General features: G+C 72.2%; 17 protein-coding genes. 10 read left to right on the forward strand and 7 right to left on the reverse strand.

Going from position 1 to position 17,590, the window contains the following annotated elements; all coding sequences use genetic code 11:
• Positions 1–42: 42 nt before the first annotated feature.
• A complete protein-coding gene (locus ACFW6B_RS40480) occupies positions 43–2,436 on the reverse strand; it encodes a Tex family protein (protein ID WP_386604840.1) in 2,394 nt (797 codons plus the stop codon).
• Between the two features lie 166 nt (positions 2,437–2,602).
• Positions 2,603–3,469: a hypothetical protein gene (locus ACFW6B_RS40485; protein WP_386604842.1), complete on the reverse strand. Its 867-nt coding sequence runs from the start codon at positions 3,467–3,469 to the stop codon at positions 2,603–2,605.
• 111 nt (positions 3,470–3,580) lie between these two features.
• Between ACFW6B_RS40485 and ACFW6B_RS40490 the strand changes: the two genes are divergently transcribed.
• Both ACFW6B_RS40490 and ACFW6B_RS40495 read left to right on the forward strand, forming a co-directional pair.
• On the forward strand, positions 3,581–4,534 hold the full coding sequence (locus ACFW6B_RS40490; protein ID WP_386604844.1) for a GlxA family transcriptional regulator: 954 nt from the start codon (positions 3,581–3,583) through the stop codon (positions 4,532–4,534).
• Positions 4,535–4,756: 222 nt separating this feature from the next.
• Positions 4,757–5,392 carry a DJ-1/PfpI family protein gene (locus ACFW6B_RS40495; RefSeq protein WP_386604846.1) on the forward strand — a complete coding sequence of 212 codons (636 nt, stop codon included), beginning with the start codon at positions 4,757–4,759 and terminating at the stop codon, positions 5,390–5,392.
• 66 nt (positions 5,393–5,458) lie between these two features.
• On the opposite strand, the gene ACFW6B_RS40500 is transcribed toward ACFW6B_RS40495, so the two are convergent.
• Positions 5,459–6,202 carry an enoyl-CoA hydratase/isomerase family protein gene (locus tag ACFW6B_RS40500; protein WP_386604848.1) on the reverse strand — a complete coding sequence of 248 codons (744 nt, stop codon included), beginning with the start codon at positions 6,200–6,202 and terminating at the stop codon, positions 5,459–5,461.
• A 298-nt stretch (positions 6,203–6,500) separates the two neighbouring features.
• On the opposite strand from ACFW6B_RS40500, the gene ACFW6B_RS40505 reads away from it, so the two are divergent.
• Positions 6,501–7,001 carry an ATP-binding protein gene (locus ACFW6B_RS40505; RefSeq protein WP_386604870.1) on the forward strand — a complete coding sequence of 167 codons (501 nt, stop codon included), beginning with the start codon at positions 6,501–6,503 and terminating at the stop codon, positions 6,999–7,001.
• Positions 7,002–7,017: 16 nt separating this feature from the next.
• On the opposite strand, the gene idi is transcribed toward ACFW6B_RS40505, so the two are convergent.
• From idi to galE, 4 genes are all read right to left on the reverse strand, one after another.
• The gene (gene idi / locus ACFW6B_RS40510; RefSeq protein ID WP_386604850.1) at positions 7,018–7,611 is read right to left on the reverse strand and encodes an isopentenyl-diphosphate Delta-isomerase; all 594 of its coding nucleotides are present in this window, start codon (positions 7,609–7,611) and stop codon (positions 7,018–7,020) included.
• Positions 7,612–7,734: 123 nt separating this feature from the next.
• Positions 7,735–8,277, reverse strand: a complete 543-nt coding sequence (locus ACFW6B_RS40515; protein WP_386604852.1) for a GNAT family N-acetyltransferase — start codon at positions 8,275–8,277, stop codon at positions 7,735–7,737.
• Positions 8,278–8,504: 227 nt separating this feature from the next.
• Positions 8,505–9,449, reverse strand: a complete 945-nt coding sequence (locus tag ACFW6B_RS40520; RefSeq protein WP_386604854.1) for a cation diffusion facilitator family transporter — start codon at positions 9,447–9,449, stop codon at positions 8,505–8,507.
• Between the two features lie 135 nt (positions 9,450–9,584).
• Positions 9,585–10,565: a UDP-glucose 4-epimerase GalE gene (gene galE, locus ACFW6B_RS40525; protein WP_386604855.1), complete on the reverse strand. Its 981-nt coding sequence runs from the start codon at positions 10,563–10,565 to the stop codon at positions 9,585–9,587.
• Positions 10,566–10,875: 310 nt separating this feature from the next.
• Here galE and ACFW6B_RS40530 point away from each other — a divergent pair, with 310 nt between their 5' ends.
• From ACFW6B_RS40530 to ACFW6B_RS40560, 7 genes are all read left to right on the forward strand, one after another.
• Entirely contained in the window at positions 10,876–12,669 is a 1,794-nt protein-coding gene (locus ACFW6B_RS40530) for a DUF5941 domain-containing protein (RefSeq protein ID WP_386604872.1), read from the forward strand.
• Positions 12,666–13,418 carry a sugar phosphate nucleotidyltransferase gene (locus ACFW6B_RS40535; RefSeq protein WP_386604857.1) on the forward strand — a complete coding sequence of 251 codons (753 nt, stop codon included), beginning with the start codon at positions 12,666–12,668 and terminating at the stop codon, positions 13,416–13,418. Before ACFW6B_RS40530 ends, ACFW6B_RS40535 begins: the two co-directional genes overlap by 4 nt.
• A complete protein-coding gene (locus ACFW6B_RS40540; protein ID WP_386604859.1) occupies positions 13,406–14,467 on the forward strand; it encodes an iron-containing alcohol dehydrogenase family protein in 1,062 nt (353 codons plus the stop codon). Before ACFW6B_RS40535 ends, ACFW6B_RS40540 begins: the two co-directional genes overlap by 13 nt.
• The gene (locus ACFW6B_RS40545; RefSeq protein ID WP_386604862.1) at positions 14,445–15,224 is read left to right on the forward strand and encodes a CDP-alcohol phosphatidyltransferase family protein; all 780 of its coding nucleotides are present in this window, start codon (positions 14,445–14,447) and stop codon (positions 15,222–15,224) included. The genes ACFW6B_RS40540 and ACFW6B_RS40545 overlap by 23 nt, the downstream gene beginning before the upstream one ends.
• Positions 15,221–16,105, forward strand: coding sequence for a glycosyltransferase family 2 protein (locus ACFW6B_RS40550; protein ID WP_386604864.1), 885 nt, complete (start codon positions 15,221–15,223; stop codon positions 16,103–16,105). Before ACFW6B_RS40545 ends, ACFW6B_RS40550 begins: the two co-directional genes overlap by 4 nt.
• Positions 16,106–16,201: 96 nt before the next feature.
• Positions 16,202–17,131 carry an ABC transporter permease gene (locus tag ACFW6B_RS40555; protein WP_386604866.1) on the forward strand — a complete coding sequence of 310 codons (930 nt, stop codon included), beginning with the start codon at positions 16,202–16,204 and terminating at the stop codon, positions 17,129–17,131.
• Positions 17,124–17,590: ATP-binding cassette domain-containing protein (locus tag ACFW6B_RS40560; RefSeq protein ID WP_386604868.1), on the forward strand; the 467-nt coding region annotated here is incomplete at its 3' end. The genes ACFW6B_RS40555 and ACFW6B_RS40560, both read left to right, overlap by 8 nt.

The raw sequence follows: 17,590 nt of genomic DNA on the forward strand, positions 1-17,590 counted from the left end.
CCACCGAACGGTGGTCGCCCCCTTCCGCATGCCGGCCCGGTGTCAGCTCCGGCCGCGCTCGGGACCGGTCAGACCCGCGCGGCGCAGGGCGTCGGCCATGGCGCTGTTCGCCGGCGGCGGAGCCTGCCGGGAGCCGCCCCCGGCGCCCGCACCGCCGCGGCCCTGGCGCTGCTGGCCGCGCTGCTGCTGGCCGCGCTGCTGGGGCGGCCGTCCGCCCCGCTGGGACCGGCCGCCGCCCTCGGCCTCCGGGGCCGCCGCCTCGTCGTCCAACCGGAGCGTCAGCGAGATCCGCTTGCGCGGGACGTCGATGTCCAGGACCTTCACCCTGACGATGTCACCGGGCTTCACGACGTCCCGCGGGTCCTTGACGAAGGTCCTGGACATCGCGGAGACGTGCACCAGCCCGTCCTGGTGGACGCCGATGTCAACGAACGCGCCGAACGCGGCCACGTTCGTGACGACGCCCTCCAGGACCATCCCGGCCGCCACGTCGGAGATCTTCTCCACGCCCTCCTTGAAGGTGGCCGTCCTGAAGGCGGGCCGCGGGTCGCGCCCCGGCTTCTCCAGCTCCCTGAGGATGTCCGTGACGGTCGGCAGACCGAACTTCTCGTCGACGAAGTCGGCCGGCTTCAGCGAGCGCAGCACGCTCGTGTTGCCGATCAGCGACGCGACCTCGCCGCCCGACGTCTTCACCATCCGCCGCACCACGGGGTACGCCTCGGGGTGCACGCTGGACGCGTCCAGCGGGTCGCTGCCGCCCCGGATCCGCAGGAAGCCCGCGCACTGCTCGTACGCCTTGGGGCCGAGCCGGGCCACCTTCTTGAGGGCCGTACGGGAGGTGAAGGGACCGTTGGCGTCGCGGTGCGCCACGATGTTCTCGGCGAGGCCGGAGGTGATGCCGGAGACCCGGGCCAGCAGCGGGGCGGAGGCGGTGTTCACGTCCACGCCCACGCCGTTCACACAGTCCTCGACCACCGCGTCGAGCGAGCGCGACAGCTTCACCTCGGACAGGTCGTGCTGGTACTGCCCGACACCGATCGACTTCGGGTCGATCTTCACCAGCTCGGCCAGCGGGTCCTGGAGCCGGCGGGCGATGGAGACGGCGCCGCGCAGCGACACGTCCATGTCGGGCAGCTCCTGCGAGGCGAACGCGGACGCCGAGTACACCGACGCGCCCGCCTCCGACACCATCACCTTGGTGAGCTTCAGCTCCGGGTGCTTCGTGATCAGTTCACCGGCGAGCTTGTCGGTCTCGCGGGAGGCCGTGCCGTTGCCGATGGCGACCAGCTCGACCGCGTGCTCCTTCGCGAGCCGGGCGAGCTTCGCGACGGCCTCGTCCCAGCGGTTGGCCGGGACGTGCGGGTGGATGACGTCCGTCGCGACGACCTTGCCGGTCGCGTCGACGACGGCGACCTTCACGCCCGTACGGAAACCGGGGTCCAGGCCGAGCGTCGCGCGCGTGCCCGCCGGGGCGGCGAGCAGCAGGTCCCGCAGGTTCGCCGCGAAGACGTTCACCGCCTCGTCCTCGGCGGCGGTGCGCAGCCGCAGCCGCACGTCGATGCCGAGGTGCACGAGGATGCGCGTGCGCCAGGCCCAGCGGGCGGTGTCCGTCAGCCACTTGTCGCCGGGACGGCCGCGGTCGGCGATCCCGAAGCGGTGGGCGACGATCCCCTCGTACGAGGAAGGTCCCTCGGTGGGCTCCTCCGGCTCCAGGACGAGGTCGAGGACCTCTTCCTTCTCGCCGCGCAGCATGGCGAGGACCCGGTGCGAGGGCAGCGCCTTGAAGGGCTCGGCGAAGTCGAAGTAGTCGGCGAACTTGGCGCCGGCCTCCTCCTTGCCCTCGCGCACCTTGGCGGCGAGCCGCCCGCGCACCCACATGCGCTCGCGCAGCTCGCCGATCAGGTCGGCGTCCTCGGAGAAGCGCTCGGTGAGGATGGCCCGGGCGCCGTCCAGGGCGGCCTGCGGGTCGGCGACGCCCTTGTCGGCGTCGACGAAGGCCGCCGCCGCGGCCGGCGGGTCCACCGAGGGGTCGCCGAGCAGGCCCTCGGCCAGCGGCTCCAGACCCGCCTCGCGGGCGATCTGCGCCTTCGTGCGCCGCTTCGGTTTGAACGGCAGGTAGACGTCCTCGAGGCGCGCCTTGGTCTCGGCGGCCCTGATCTGCGCCTCCAGCTCGGCACTGAGCTTGCCCTGCTCGCGCACCGAGTCCAGGATCGCGGCCCGCCGGTCCTCCAGCTCCCGCAGATAGCGCAGCCGCTCCTCGAGGGTGCGCAGCTGCGCATCGTCGAGCATCTCGGTCGCTTCCTTGCGGTAGCGGGCGATGAAGGGCACCGTCGAACCGCCGTCGAGCAAGTCGACGGCGGCCTTGACCTGCCGCTCCCGTACACCGAGTTCTTCGGCGATCCTGCCTTCGATGGACCCTACGAGGGGTGTCGTCACGATCCCGTACCGCCTTCTCCACTGGGGTTGCGCGGCAATTGTGGCAGGTGACACCGACACCGGGGGCCGGGGCGGCACCCGGACGGACCGCGCGCCGCGCCCCGCCCCCCTCCGGACCCCGGTCACCCGTCCCGTTCCGGGCCCGGCCGCCCGTCCTGTTCCGCCCTCAGCCCTTGCCGATCATCCCGTCCGGGAAGGCGCCGGCGGCGAAGGCCCTCATCAGCAGGCCCTTCGTCGTCTCGGTGAGGCGTTCGACGCCGGCGGCGCCCAGGTGCTCGTAGGGAGCCCGGTCGAGGCGGTCCGTCCGGTCCTCGATGTCCCGGCGCAGGTCCGCACCGGCGCGGGTCAGCTCGCCGTCCGCGTCGAGCAGCCCGCGCTCGCGCAGCCGCCCGGACGCCGCGTCCCAGTCGTGCCGGGACCAGCCGCGTGTGCCCAGCACCCACTGGGGCACCATGCCCTTGCCGGTCGCGGTGTGGCTCACCAGGGCCTCCACCGGGTCGAGCTCCGCGTCGAGCAGCACCGCGAGGTGCCCGTCGCCCCGGTGCTCGCGCAGCAGGGTGGCCGCGTGCCAGAGCGCGAGGTGCGGCTCCTCGGGCACGGGGAGGTCCGCGTGCGCGGCGTACAGCGGGCGGGCGGCGCGGGTGCAGGCCTCGGCCGCGCGCAGGGCGAGCTCCGCAGCCTCGGCCACCTCGTCGGAGGCGACGACGTCCTCGCCGAGCAGCCGCCTGAGCGTCGTGTCCACGGCGCGCAGACGGGCCGCGAGCACCGTCTCGGGGGAGGCGGCCCGCCACACCGCGGGCACGTGCCCGGCGACCAGTTCGTACCGGAAGTTGAAGAACGTCGCCGTCACGGTGCCCGCGCCGACCGCGCCCATCGCGGCGGCCCGCACCGCGAAGTACGCGCTCCGCTCGTTCCCGACGCCGACCGCGGCGAGCTCGCGGCCCAGATCGGGCGAGAAGTAGTGCGTGGAGTGCAGGGGGTTGAGGACGTTGTGGCAGCGCCGGCCGGCGCGCTCCGGCAGGGGAGAGGTCATGGCTCGCACATTACCGACTGGTTGGTATGCCGTGGACTCCCGGGCGCCGATGGCAGGAAAGGTGGGTTCCTCGTCATTGCGGCCATGTGCGCACCGGCCGAGAATCGAGTCATGCGAACGGTCCTGATCGTCCTCTTCGACGGCGTGCAGAGCCTCGACGTCACCGGCCCGCTGGAGGTGTTCGCGGGCGCCGAGACCCACCGCGGCGGCTCGTACGGCATCCGCACGGCCTCCCTGGACGGCGCCCCGGTCCGCTCCTCCAGCGGTCTCGTCCTGGTCCCGGACCGGGCGCTCGCCGACGCGCCGGACCCGCACACCCTGCTGGTTCCCGGCGGCCGGGGGACCCGGGACCCGGATCCCCGGCTGACCGACTGGCTGCGCGTCCACGGGCCGCGCGCCGAGCGCCTGGTCTCGGTGTGCACCGGCGCCGCGCTGCTCGCGGCGGCGGGCCTGCTCGACGGCCGGCGCGCGACCACCCACTGGGCCCACTGCGACCGGCTCGCCCGCGACCACCCGGCGGTCACGGTCGACCCCGAACCCATCTACGTGCGCGACGGCAACGTGGCCACGTCGGCGGGCGTCACCTCCGGCATCGACCTGGCCCTCGCCCTCGTGGAGGACGACATGGGCCGTGACACCGCCCTCACCATCGCCCGCCACCTCGTCGTCTTCCTGCGGAGGCCGGGCAACCAGGCCCAGTTCAGCGCCCAGCTCGCCGCCCAGACCGCGTCGCGCGAACCGCTGCGCGAGGTCCAGCGGTGGATCTCCGAGCACCCGGGCGACGACCTGAGCGTCGAGTCGCTCGCGGTCCGCGCCCGTCTCTCGCCCCGCCACTTCGCCCGCGCCTTCCGGGCGGAGACGGGGACGACACCCGGCCGGTACGTCGAGCGCGTACGGCTCGAACACGCCCGCCGTCTCCTGGAGGACACCGCCGACGGCATCGAGGAGGTCTCCCGGGCCTGTGGCTACGGCACGCCCGAGGCCATGCGCCGCGCCTTCGTGAAGGCCCTCGGCTCGGCCCCCGCGGAGTACCGCCGCCGCTTCCGCCCGGCCCCCACCGGCTGACACCCCACGGTTCCGCCGGGGCCGGCACCCCACCGTCCCGCCTGGGCCGACGCCCCACCTGTCCGTACGGCCGACGCCTTCCCCGCTCCCCGGCCGACCCCCCGCGCCGCTCCGTGCGGCCGACCCCCCGCGCCGCTCCGTGCGGCCGACCCCCCGCGGCGCCGTGCGCCGGGCGGCGAACCCGTCCCGGTCACGTCCCGCACCTTCACCGAAAGGATCCCGATGCAGATCGCCATCGTCCTCTACGACCGCTTCACCGCCCTGGACGCCGTGGGCCCGTACGAGACGCTCGGCCGGCTGCCCGACGCGGACACCGTCTTCGTCGCCGAGCGCACCGGTCCCGTCCGCTCCGACACGGGCCGGCTCGCGCTGACCGCGGACAGGAGCCTCGCGGAAGTGCCGCGCCCGGACATCGTGGTGGTGCCGGGAGGGCCGGGCCAGAGCGACCAGATGGACAACCCGGTCCTGCTCGACTGGCTGCGGGCCGCCGACGCCACCAGCCTCTGGACGACCTCGGTGTGCACCGGTTCCCTGCTGCTGGCCGCGGCGGGGCTCCTGGACGGCCGCCGGGCCACCTCCCACTGGCTGGCCCTCGGACAGCTCGAACGGTTCGGCGCCGGGCCGACGGGGGAGCGGGTCGTGTTCGACGGCAAGTACGTGACCTCGGCCGGTGTCTCCTCCGGCATCGACATGGGGCTCGCCCTGCTCGGCCGGATCGCCGGTGACGAACACGCCCAGGCCGTCCAGCTCCTGACCGAGTACGACCCGAAGCCGCCCTACGACGCCGGGTCCCCGGACAAGGCGCCCGCGCACCTCGTCGAGGAGTTCCGGAGCGGGAGCCGCTTCGTCCTGACGTAGGGCGGGGGCCTCCCGTACGGCTGGCTTCCCTTACCGCTCACCGCGCCAGGAGGGCCGGGCGGGCCCTCAGGGCGTCCACGTGAAGTGCGGCTGCCTGCGTTCGAGGAAGGCGGCGACCCCCTCCGCGGTGTCGCCGCCGGCGCGCGCCTGGCGCGTCCAGTGGGCGTCACGGTCGGTGCGGCCGTTCACGAACTCCTTCGCGGCCGCCTGCGTCAGCAGCGAGCGCGCGGCCAGGACGCGGGTGAACTCCGCCACCCGCTTGTCGAGTTCGCCCTCGGGCAGCACCTCGTCCACGAGACCGGTGCGCAGCGCCCGCTCGGTGTCGATCAACTCGCCCGAGAAGAGGAGGTACTTGGCGGCGGCCGGACCCACCAGCGCGGCCAGCCTCCGGGTGGAGGAAGCCGGATAGACGATGCCGAGCTTCGCCGGGGTCACCCCGAACAGCGAACCCTCCTGCGCGAAGCGCAGATCGCAGGCGGCCGCGAGCTGGGAGCCGCCGCCCACGCAGTAGCCGCGGATCGCGGCCAGGGTCGGCTTCGGGAACGCGGCGAGGGCCTCCTCGGCGAGCACGGCGAGGCCCTGGGCCTCGTCCGGCGACTCCCGCAGCGTCGAGATGTCGGCCCCGGCGCAGAACGTGCCGCCCTCGCCGGTGAGCACGAGCGCGTGCACGTCGGCGCGCGCGCCGAGCGCGTCCAGCAGCGGCGGCAGCGCCCGCCACATCGGCGTCGTCATGGCGTTCCGCTTGGCGGGGTGGTGGATGACGACGGTGGCGACCCCGTCGCCGACGTGGTGCAACAGCTGCGGCTCCATACGCCGGATGCTATCCGGAGCGGCCGGCCGGTCTTCGATCATGGTCTCGGGCCGCCGTGCGGGCCGCGCGGTCACGAGGAACGGGCCGGGTTCACAGAAGGGCAAACCCGTACAACCCGAAGATTTTCGGAAGTCGCCATGAAAGCGATTGAGGTTGTCGTGGATCTGGCTTTTTCAGTCACGACTGATCAGATATCGGCGATAATTGCTGACTTCTGTTCAGTCAACCGGTACGGACCGGCGCATTACCAACACTCGACGTGTGGTGACAATCGAGCGCAAGGGTGGCGACCGGACGATGGAGAACCTCGGGCGGGGGTCCGACCCGAGCCCCGAAGGCGGAGTCGCGACTCCCGACGTCAGATCGCCCGGACCGCTGCCGTACGAGGGGGTGTGGCGGTTCACCGCCGCCGCCGTCGACGCCTCGGTGCCGCAGGCGCGGCACGCCGTCCGTGATCTGCTGGTCCACCAGAGGGTGCCGGTCTCGGACGATGTCGTTCAGGGACTGTTGTTGATCGTCTCCGAACTGGTCACGAACGCGGTCAAGCACGCGGCACTTCTGTCGCCGATGCTCGCGGTGGAGGTCGCGGTCGGCGCCGACTGGGTGCGGGTGTCCGTCGAGGACGACCACCCCTACCGTCCGACCGCCCTGGAGGCCGACCACGGGCAGACCGGAGGCCGGGGCCTGCTGCTGGTGCGCGAGGTGACCCGGGAGTTCGGCGGAGGGTGCGACGTCGAGTACACCGCGGGCGGCGGCAAGGTGATCTGGGCCGCCCTGCCGCTCGCTCCGGGCCTCTGAGCGTCCCGCGGGCCGGCTACCAGCCCGCGGACGGACCCGTCAGCTCCCGCACCGCCGGACGGGCCGCGTCCAGCACCGTCATGAACCACGCCGAGAAGGTGTCCTTCGCGTGCCGCTCCGCCAGCTCGGCGGCGGTCACGAAGGCCGTCGAGCCGACCTCCTGCGGGTCGGGCCTCGGCGGCGACTGCACCATCCCGACGAACAGGTGGTTGTACTCCTGCTCCACCAGGCCCGAGTCCGGGTCCGGGTGGTTGTAGCGGACCGTGCCCGCCTCGGCGAGCAGCGTCGGCGACACCCCCAGCTCCTCGTACGTCCGCCGGGCCGCCGCGGCGAAGGGCGCCTCGCCCGGGTAGGGGTGGCCGCAGCAGGTGTTCGACCAGACACCGGGGGAGTGGTACTTGCCGAGCGCGCGCTGCTGCAGCAGCAGCCGGCCCCGCTCGTCGAAGAGGAACACCGAGAACGCCCTGTGGAGCTGTCCCGGGGCCTGGTGGGCCGCGAGCTTCTCCGCCGTACCGATCGTGTTGCCGTCCTCGTCGACCAGCTCCAGCAGGATCGCTTCAGCGGTGCCGTTCGACGAACTGTGCGTCGCGGTGGCAGGTGTGATCGGCATACCCATCCTTCGCATCGGTTTTCCAGGGCCAAGTCTGCCGTACGAAACCGGCACTCCCGGCACTTCGTCACTCCGCATGTCCCGCCCGGGGTCACGGGGCGGGACGCGCGGAGCCACGCGGAGTCAGACGCCGAACGCCGCCGGATACCTGATCGTGCCCGGTGCCACCGGCACGGAATCGTCGAGGACGAGGGCCATCAGGTGTTCGGACGGCACGTCGAAACCGGCCCGGATGCCGTGGCGCGCGGCGGGCCCGAAGCCGAACCGCGGGTAGTAGCCGGGATGCCCGAGCACGAGGACGAGCCGCTCGCCCCGCTCGCGTGCCGCCTCCAGCACCGCGCGCACGACGGCCGATCCGGCGCCCCGGCGCTGCATGCCGGGACGGACGGCGACCGGCGCCAGCGCGGCCGCCGGGACGTCGTCGACGTGACAGCGGGTGATCAGGGCGTACGCCGCGATCGTGCCGTCCGGGTCCTCGGCGACGTACGACAGGCCGGGCAGCCACGCGGCGGGGTCGGCGCGCAGCGCGTCCACCAGATCGGCTTCCTCCGCCCGCCCGAAGGCGGCGGCGTTCACGGCGTGCACCTCGGCGGTGTCCGCGGAGGTCTCCCGGCGGGTGCGCCAGGCGGTGCCGTGTGCCGTGAGGTCGGTCATGGGATCGGTCATGGAAACCCTTGGACGAAGGGGCCCGGCCGACGCGTCGGCGGACGGCTCCGGGCCCGGGAGACGGGGAGGGCGGGGTCGCTGCGTGTGGCGGCGCCGGCGACGGCCGTCGTCGACCCACCTCCTGGGACCGTCGGCCACGCTAGCAGCGCCGGTCCGGCGCCGCCTCCGGATTCCCCGGTGCCGGATCCACCGGGAAGGGGCACCCGTGAGGGGGTGCCGCGGGACCGTCAGTGGCAGAGCTTCGCCTCGTGCTCGGCGTGTCCGCTCGGCTCCAGCTGGAACGTGCAGTGCTCGACGTCGAAGTGGACGCCCAGACAGCCCTGGAGCTCGTGCAGGATCTTCTCGTGGCCGATCGCGTTCAGGACGTCGGAGCTGACGACCACGTGCGCGGAGAGCACCGGCATGCCCGAGGTGATGGTCCAGACGTGCAGGTCGTGGACGTCCTCGACCCCGTCCAGGGCCAGGATGTGGGCGCGCACCTCCGCCATGTCGACCCCTTTGGGCGCCGCCTCCAGGAGCACGTCGAGCGTCTCCTGGAGCAGCTTCCAGGTGCGCGGGACGATCATCAGCGCGATGGCGATCGAGGCGATCGGGTCCGCCGCCTGCCAGCCGGTGGTCATGATCACCACGGCCGCGACGATGACCGCCACCGAGCCCAGGGCGTCCGCCGCGACCTCCAGGAAGGCGCCGCGCACGTTCAGGCTGTCCTTCTGCCCGCGCATCAGGAGCGTCAGCGAGACCGTGTTGGCGGCCAGGCCGAACACGCCGAACGCGATCGTCAGCCCGCCGTGGGTGTCCGCCGGCGTGATGAAGCGCTGGACCGCCTCGATCAGGACGTAGCCGCCGACGACGAGCAGCAGCAGACAGTTGGCGAGCGCGGCGAGGATCTCGGCCCGCGCGTAGCCGAAGGTGCGGTTCCCGCTCGGCGGGCGCGCCGCGAAGTGGATCGCGAGCAGGGCCATGCCCAGCCCGAGCGCGTCCGTCGCCATGTGCGCCGCGTCCGCGACGAGCGCGAGCGAATCGGCGAGGAGCCCGCCGCAGATCTCGGCGACCATGACGGTGAGCGTGATCGCGAGCGCGACGCGCAGCCTCCCGCGGTACGCGGCCGCGGCCGTACCGCCCGGGGGAGCGCCGTGCGCGTGCCCGTGGTCGTGCCCATGCCCAGCCCCCATGAAGGCCGCCTCCCGTGGTCCGCTCGGTCGTGACAGTCAACTACGGGCGGGGGGTATCGGGCAACGCGGCACTGAACACCGTTGTCATATGCTCTGACCTGCGGAAACGAACCGCAGGTCAGAGCATGTGGGAGATCACGCCCCGGTGGCCTCCGGATGGTGCAGCAGCCAGCCCCGCCAGGCCGACTCCACCATCTCCCGCACATCTCGTCGCGCGCTCCAGCCCAGCTCGTCGGCGGCCAGAGCGGCCGACGCGACCGCCCGGGGGGCGTCGCCGGGGCGGCGCGGTTCGACGACGGGCGCCACGGGGTTGCGGGTGACCTCGGCGATGAGCGTCACGAGCTCCCGTACGGAGACGCCCTCGCTCCGGCCGATGTTCACCGTCAGATCACCGCCCGCCCCCTCCGCCAGCCGCCGGGCCGCCGCGAGATGCGCCTCGGCGAGGTCGGCGACGTGGATGTAGTCGCGTACGCAGGTGCCGTCCGGCGTCGGGTAGTCGTCGCCGAAGATCCGCGGGGCCTCGCCGCGGGTGAGGCGGTCGAACACCATCGGGACGATGTTGAAGATCCCGGTGTCGGCGAGCTCCGGCGAGGCCGCGCCCGCCACGTTGAAGTAGCGCAGGCACACCGTGGAGATCCCGTGCGCCCGGCCCGCCGCCCGCACCAGCCACTCGCCCGCGAGCTTCGTCTCGCCGTAGGGGCTCATCGGGGCGCAGGGGGTGCCCTCCGTGATGAGGTCCACCTCGGGGTTGCCGTAGACGGCCGCCGACGAGGAGAACACGAACCGCTTCACCCCCGCCCCGGCCACCGCCTCCAGAAGCGTCGCGAGACCGCCCACGTTCTCCTGGTAGTAGAGCGTCGGCTCGGCCACGGACTCGCCGACCTGCTTGCGGGCGGCGAGGTGCACCACACCCGTGATCCCGTGCTCCGCCAGGACCCGCTTGAGCAGATCACCGTCCAGCGACGACCCCTGGACGAGGGGGATGCCCTCCGGAAGCCGGTTCGCCCTCCCGGACGACAGGTCGTCGAGGACGACGACGCGCTCCCCGGCCGCGGCCATCGCCCGTGCCACGTGTGCCCCGATGTATCCGGCTCCGCCTGTGATCAGCCATGTCATGGACGACCACCCTATGCGGGTCCGGCTCCGTGCCCGTTCCGCCCCGCTTCCGGGAAGGGGGCCCGTGCGTCGTGCCGGGAATGCGCCGGTCCGCGCGGCCGCGTTTGTGACCCGGGCCCGGGATCCCTGATGATGATCTCGGCGCCCGCCGGACAAAATCGGCTGATCGGGCCGTGAACAGGCGGTGAACGCCCGCTTCCATTAATCCGATAGCCTCTGCCGACATGCCGCCGCCGCCGTGGGCCCGGGGGCCGTCCCATCACGCACACGCCGGACGCCAGGTCGCGCCGGCACCCAGGGAGTGAGTTCGCTGCCGACCGCCATCCTCACCGGCCAGCCGGTCCCCGGGTCGTCGCTCGAAGGCGATCTGCGGTCGCTCGGCTTCGACGTGCGCCCCGCGTCCGACGCGGCCGAGACCGAGACCCTGCTCGCCGTCGTGCCGGCGAACGAGCGGGTCGCCGTCGTGGACGCCCGCTTCGTCGGGCACGTGCACGCCCTGCGCCTCGGGCTGACCGACCCGCGCTTCGCGGCCTCCGCCCTTCCCGGCGCCGTGTCCGTGCAGCCCGAGGCCCGGCGGGCCCTGACCCGCGCCGTGACCCGGGAGAGCGTGGCCGCCGGCAACGCCGCCGCGGCCCCGGAGGACCTCGTCGGGCGACTCGGCGAGGCACTGGAGGCGGACGGCCTTGCCGTGCACCGCCCGGAGCTCGGCAGCCTCGTCGCCGCGGTCCCCGCCGACCCGCAGGAGCGCAACAGCGTCCGGCAGGCCGTCCTGGCCGTCGACGACGAGGCCGTACGGCTGCGCAGTGCCGTCAAGGCCCGCGACGGCTTCTTCACCACGTACTGCATCAGCCCGTACTCGCGCTACATCGCCCGCTGGTGCGCCCGCCGCGGCCTGACCCCCAACCAGGTCACCACCGCCTCGCTGATCACCGCGCTGATCGCCGCGGGCTGCGCCGCCACCGGCACCCGCGCCGGCTTCGTCGCGGCCGGTCTGCTGCTGCTGTTCTCCTTCGTCCTGGACTGCACGGACGGGCAGCTCGCCCGCTACTCCCTGCAGTACTCGACGCTCGGCGCCTGGCTGGACGCGACCTTCGACCGCGCCAAGGAGTACGCCTACTACGCGGGACTCGCGCTCGGCGCGGCCCGCGGCGGCGACGACGTGTGGGCGCTCGCGCTCGGCGCGATGATCCTCCAGACCTGCCGGCACGTCGTGGACTTCTCCTTCAACGAGGCCAATCACGACGCCACGGCCAACACCAGTCCCACCGCGGCCCTCTCCGACAAGCTCGACAGCGTCGGCTGGACGGTCTGGGTGCGCCGGATGATAGTCCTGCCCATCGGCGAACGATGGGCGATGATCGCCGTCCTGACGGCGCTGACGACCCCCCGCATCACCTTCTACGCGCTGCTCGCCGGCTGCGCCTTCGCGGCGACCTACACGACGGCCGGACGCGTGCTGCGCTCGATAACCCGCAAGGCGAAGCGCACGGACCGGGCGGCGCAGGCGCTGGCGGACCTCGCCGACAACGGACCGCTCGCCGAGCTGGTGGCGCGGTTCCTGCCGGGCAGGTCCCCGGCCCCCGCACTGCTGTGGGCCGGTGCCGGAGCCGTCCTGGTACCGCTCGCGGCCTGGCTCGACGGGCCGGGCTGGTCGGTCGCCCTGTGCGCCGTCGTCTACGTGCTGCTGTCCTCCGAGGCTCTGGTGAAGCCCCTCAAGGGCGCCCTCGACTGGCTCGTCCCCCCGCTCTTCCGGGCCGGCGAATACCTCACCGTCCTGATCCTCGCGGCGAAGTCCGAGGTGAACGGAGCCCTTCCTGCGGCTTTCGGCCTGGTGGCCGCCGTCGCCTACCATCACTACGACACGGTGTACCGCATTCGCGGAAACGCCGGTGCGCCGCCGGCCTGGCTGGTGCGCGCCATCGGGGGCCAGGAGGGCCGGACGCTGCTCGTGGCCGTGCTGGCCGCGCTGCTCACCGCCGCGCAGTTCACGGTCGCGCTCACGGCCCTGGCCGTGGCCGTCGCCCTCGTGGTGCTCGTCGAGAGCATCCGCTTCTGGGTCTCCGCAGGAGCCCCAGCCGTACACGATGAAGGAGAACCCGCATGATCGGCCTCGTGCTGGCGGCCGGCGCCGGACGGCGTCTGCGCCCCTACACCGACAGCCTCCCGAAGGCTCTCGTGCCGGTGGGCCCCGCGGGCATAGAGGACTCCATCACGGTCCTGGACCTGACCCTCGGCAACTTCGCCGAGATCGGCCTGACCGAGGTCGGCATCATCGTCGGCTACCGCAAGGAAGCCGTCTACGACCGCAAGGCCGCCCTCGAGGAGAAGTACGGCCTCAAGATCACCCTCATCGACAACGACAAGGCCGAGGAGTGGAACAACGCCTACTCCCTGTGGTGCGGACGTGACGCCCTCAAGGACGGCGTGATCCTCGCCAACGGCGACACCGTGCACCCCGTCTCCGTCGAGAGGACGCTGCTCGCCGCCCGCGGCGACGGCAAGAAGATCATCCTCGCCCTCGACACGGTGAAGAAGCTCGCCGACGAGGAGATGAAGGTCGTCGTGGACCCCGACAAGGGCGTCCAGAAGATCACCAAGCTCATGGAGCCGTCCGAGGCCACCGGCGAGTACATCGGTGTGACCCTCATCGAGGGCGCCGCCGCCGCCGAGCTCGCCGACGCCCTGAAGACGGTGTGGGAGACCGACCCGCAGCAGTTCTACGAGCACGGCTACCAGGAGCTCGTCAACCGCGGCTTCAGGATCGACGTCGCGCCGATCGGCGAGGTCGCGTGGGTCGAGATCGACAACCACGACGACCTCGCCAAGGGACGTGAGATCGCGTGCCGGTACTGACGAGGCTCATCCCCTCGCCGGTCGTCGTCGACATCCGTCCCGGTGCCCTGGACGACCTGGCGAGCGTGCTCAGCGACGAGCGCATCTCGCACTCGGGCAAGCTGGCCGTCGCGGTCAGCAGCGGCTCGGGCGCCCGGCTGCGCGACCGCATCGCCCCGGCGCTGCCCGGAGCGAGCTGGTACGAGGTCGGCGGCGGCACGCTCGACGACGCCGTCCGGCTGGCCGGCGACATAAGGGCCGGCCACTACGACGCGGTCGTCGGCCTCGGCGGCGGCAAGATCATCGACTGTGCCAAGTTCGCCGCGGCGCGGGTCGGGCTGCCGCTGGTCGCGGTGCCCACGAACCTCGCGCACGACGGACTGTGCTCGCCGGTCGCCACCCTCGACAACGACGCGGGCCGCGGCTCCTACGGCGTGCCGAACCCGATCGCCGTGGTCATCGACCTCGACGTGATCCGTGAGGCGCCGGTCCGGTTCGTCCGGGCGGGCATCGGGGACGCCGTCTCCAACATCAACGCGATCGCGGACTGGGAGCTGTCCAACCGCGTCAAGGGCGAGAAGATCGACGGACTGGCCGCCGCCATGGCGCGCCAGGCGGGCGAGGCCGTGCTCAGGCACCCCGGAGGCGTCGGCGACAACGACTTCCTCCAGGTGCTCGCCGAGGCGCTCGTCCTCACCGGTATCGCGATGTCGATCTCGGGCGACTCCCGGCCGGCCTCCGGCTCCTGCCACGAGATCAACCACGCCTTCGACCTCCTCTTCCCGAAGCGCGCGGCGAGCCACGGCGAGCAGTGCGGCCTGGGCGCGGCCTTCGCGATGTACCTGCGCGGCGCCCACGAGGACGCGGCGTTCATGGCCGAGGTGCTGCGCCGGCACGGACTGCCGGTGCTGCCCGAGGAGATCGGCTTCACCGTGGACGAGTTCGTGCGGGTCGTGGAGTTCGCTCCGCAGACCCGGCCCGGCCGCTACACGATCCTCGAACATCTCGACCTGAAAACCCACCAGATCAAGGACATCTACTCCGACTATGCCAAGGCCATCGGTAGCTGAACTCCGTCCCGTCGTTCACCCCCCAGGGGTGAAGGACCGGCGCAGCGGTGAGCACTGGGCGGGACGCCTGTACATGCGGGAGATCTCGCTGCGCTGCGACCGCTACCTGGTGAACACCAGGATCACGCCCAACCAGCTCACGTACCTGATGACCCTCTGCGGCGTGCTCGCGGCCCCGGCCCTGCTGGTGCCGGGGATCACGGGCGCGGTGCTCGGCGTGGTGATGGTCCAGCTCTATCTGCTGCTCGACTGCGTCGACGGCGAGATAGCGCGCTGGAAGAAGCAGTACTCGCTCGGCGGGGTCTACCTCGACCGCGTCGGCGCCTACCTCACCGACGCGGCCGTCCTGGTCGGCCTCGGCCTGCGCGCCGCGGACCTGTGGGGGACCGGACGCGTCGACTGGCTGTGGGCCTTCCTCGGCACGCTGGCCGCCCTCGGCGCGATCCTGATCAAGGCGGAGACCGACCTCGTCGGCGTCGCCCGCCACCAGGGCGGACTGCCGCCGGTCAAGGAGTCCGCCTCCGAGCCCCGCTCGTCGGGCGTGGCGCTGGCCCGCAGGGCGGCCGCGGCGCTCAAGTTCCACCGGCTGATCCTCGGCATCGAGGCGTCCCTGCTGATCCTGCTCCTCGCCGTCGCGGACCAGATCAGGGGCGACCTGTTCTTCACCCGGCTCGGCACCGCCGTGCTCGCCGGCATCGCGCTCCTGCAGACCGTGCTGCACCTGGTGTCCATCCTCGCCTCCAGCAGGCTCAAATGAGTACGGCGGCCAAGGTCGGCGCGGTGATCATCACCATGGGCAACCGACCCGACGAACTCAGGGCCCTGCTCGACTCCGTCGCCAAGCAGAACGGCGAGCGCGTCGAGGTGGTGGTGGTCGGCAACGGCTCACCCGTCCCGGACGTCCCCGCGGGGGTCCGCACGGTCGAGCTGCCCGAGAACCTCGGCATCCCCGGCGGCCGCAACGTGGGCATCGAGGCCTTCGGCCCCGGCGGCACGGACGTGGACATCCTCCTCTTCCTGGACGACGACGGCCTGCTGGCCCACCACGACACGGCCGAGCTGTGCCGCCGGGCCTTCGCCGACGACCCGGAGCTCGGCATCATCAGCTTCCGCATCGCCGACCCCGACACCGGTGTGACCCAGCGCCGCCACGTGCCGAGGCTGCGCGCCTCCGACCCGATGCGCTCCTCGCGCGTCACCACGTTCCTCGGCGGCGCCAACGCGGTCCGTACGAAGGTCCTGGCCGAGGTCGGCGGACTCCCGGACGCCTTCTTCTACGCCCACGAGGAGACCGACCTGGCCTGGCGGGCCCTCGACGCCGGCTGGATGATCGACTACCGCTCCGACATGGTGCTGTACCACCCCACGACCGCCCCCTCGCGGCACGCGGTGTACCACCGGATGGTGGCCCGCAACCGCGTGTGGCTCGCGCGCCGAAACCTTCCCGCGCCCCTCGTCCCGGTCTACCTCGGCGTCTGGATGCTCCTGACGCTGCTGCGCCGCCCCTCGCGGGCCGCGCTGCGGGCCTGGTTCGGCGGATTCCGGGAAGGCTGGAGGAGTCCCTGCGGACCGAGGCGTCCCATGAGGTGGCGCACCGTGTGGCGGCTGACCCGACTGGGCCGGCCTCCGGTCATCTGACAAGCTCGGTCCTGAGAGCACCCGGGACCCACCTGATTCCCGGCTCATGCCCACGTCCCATCGGCTGTGCGCATCTTGAAGACGAAAGTTCCCCTTGTGAGTGAGACCACGCATGACGGCGGAGTCGCGGTGAGCGACCGGCTGTCGCCCGATGACGGGCTTTCCGCGGCCGAACTGGCCGCCAAGTACGGCCTCGCGGTCAGCGGGGCCCGGCCCGGACTGATCCAGTACGTCCGTCAGCTCTGGGGCCGGCGGCACTTCATCCTCGCGTTCTCGCAGGCGAAGCTCACCGCCCAGTACAGCCAGGCCAAGCTGGGCCAGCTCTGGCAGGTGGTGACGCCGCTGCTCAACGCGGCGGTCTACTACCTGATCTTCGGGCTGATCCTCCAGGCCAACAAGGGTTTGTCGCACGACGTGTACATCCCGTTCCTGGTGACCGGCGTCTTCGTGTTCACCTTCACGCAGAGCTCGGTGATGGCGGGTGTGCGGGCGATCTCCGGCAACCTGGGGCTGGTGCGCGCGCTGCACTTCCCGCGCGCCTCGCTGCCGGTGTCCTTCGCGCTCCAGCAGCTCCAGCAGCTGCTGTTCTCGATGCTCGTGCTGTTCGTCGTGGCGATCGCCTTCGGCAGCTACCCGGGCCCGTCCTGGCTGCTGATCGTCCCGGTGCTGTTCCTGCAGTTCCTGTTCAACACCGGTCTCGCGCTGATCGTGGCGCGGATGGGCGCCAAGACGCCCGACCTCGCCCAGCTCATGCCGTTCATCATGCGCACCTGGATGTACGCCTCCGGTGTCATGTTCTCCATCAGCACCATGCTGGCCGGCCGCCCCGAGTGGATCGCCCGGGTGCTCCAGGTGAACCCGGCCGCCGTCTACATGGACCTGATGCGCTTCGCGCTCATCGACGGCTACGGCTCCTCCAACCTGCCCCCGCACGTGTGGGCCATCGCCGTCTTCTGGGCCGTGGTCACGGCCGTCGGCGGCTTCGTCTACTTCTGGAAGGCTGAGGAGAGGTACGGCCGTGGCTGAGCTCGACAAGAGGTCGCACATTCCGACCGTCATCGCGGACGAACTGCACATCGTCTACCGCGTGAACGGCGCCAAGACCGGCAAGGGCAGCGCCACCGCCGCCCTCAGCCGCATCCTCAAGCGCGGCGAGGAGCGCGGTGTGCGCAAGGTGCACGCCGTCAGGGGCGTCTCCTTCACCGCCTACCGCGGTGAGGCCATCGGCCTGATCGGCTCGAACGGCTCCGGCAAGTCCACGCTCCTGCGGGCCATCGCCGGTCTGCTCCCCGCCGAGAAGGGCAAGGTCTACACCGACGGCCAGCCCTCGCTGCTCGGCGTGAACGCGGCCCTGATGAACGACCTGACCGGCGAGCGGAACGTGATCCTGGGCGGGCTCGCCATGGGCATGTCCCGCGAGCAGATCAAGGAGCGCTACCAGGAGATCGTCGACTTCTCGGGCATCAACGAGAAGGGCGACTTCAT

The organism is Streptomyces sp. NPDC058751 (assembly GCF_042746485.1).
Classification (GTDB): domain Bacteria; phylum Actinomycetota; class Actinomycetes; order Streptomycetales; family Streptomycetaceae; genus Streptomyces.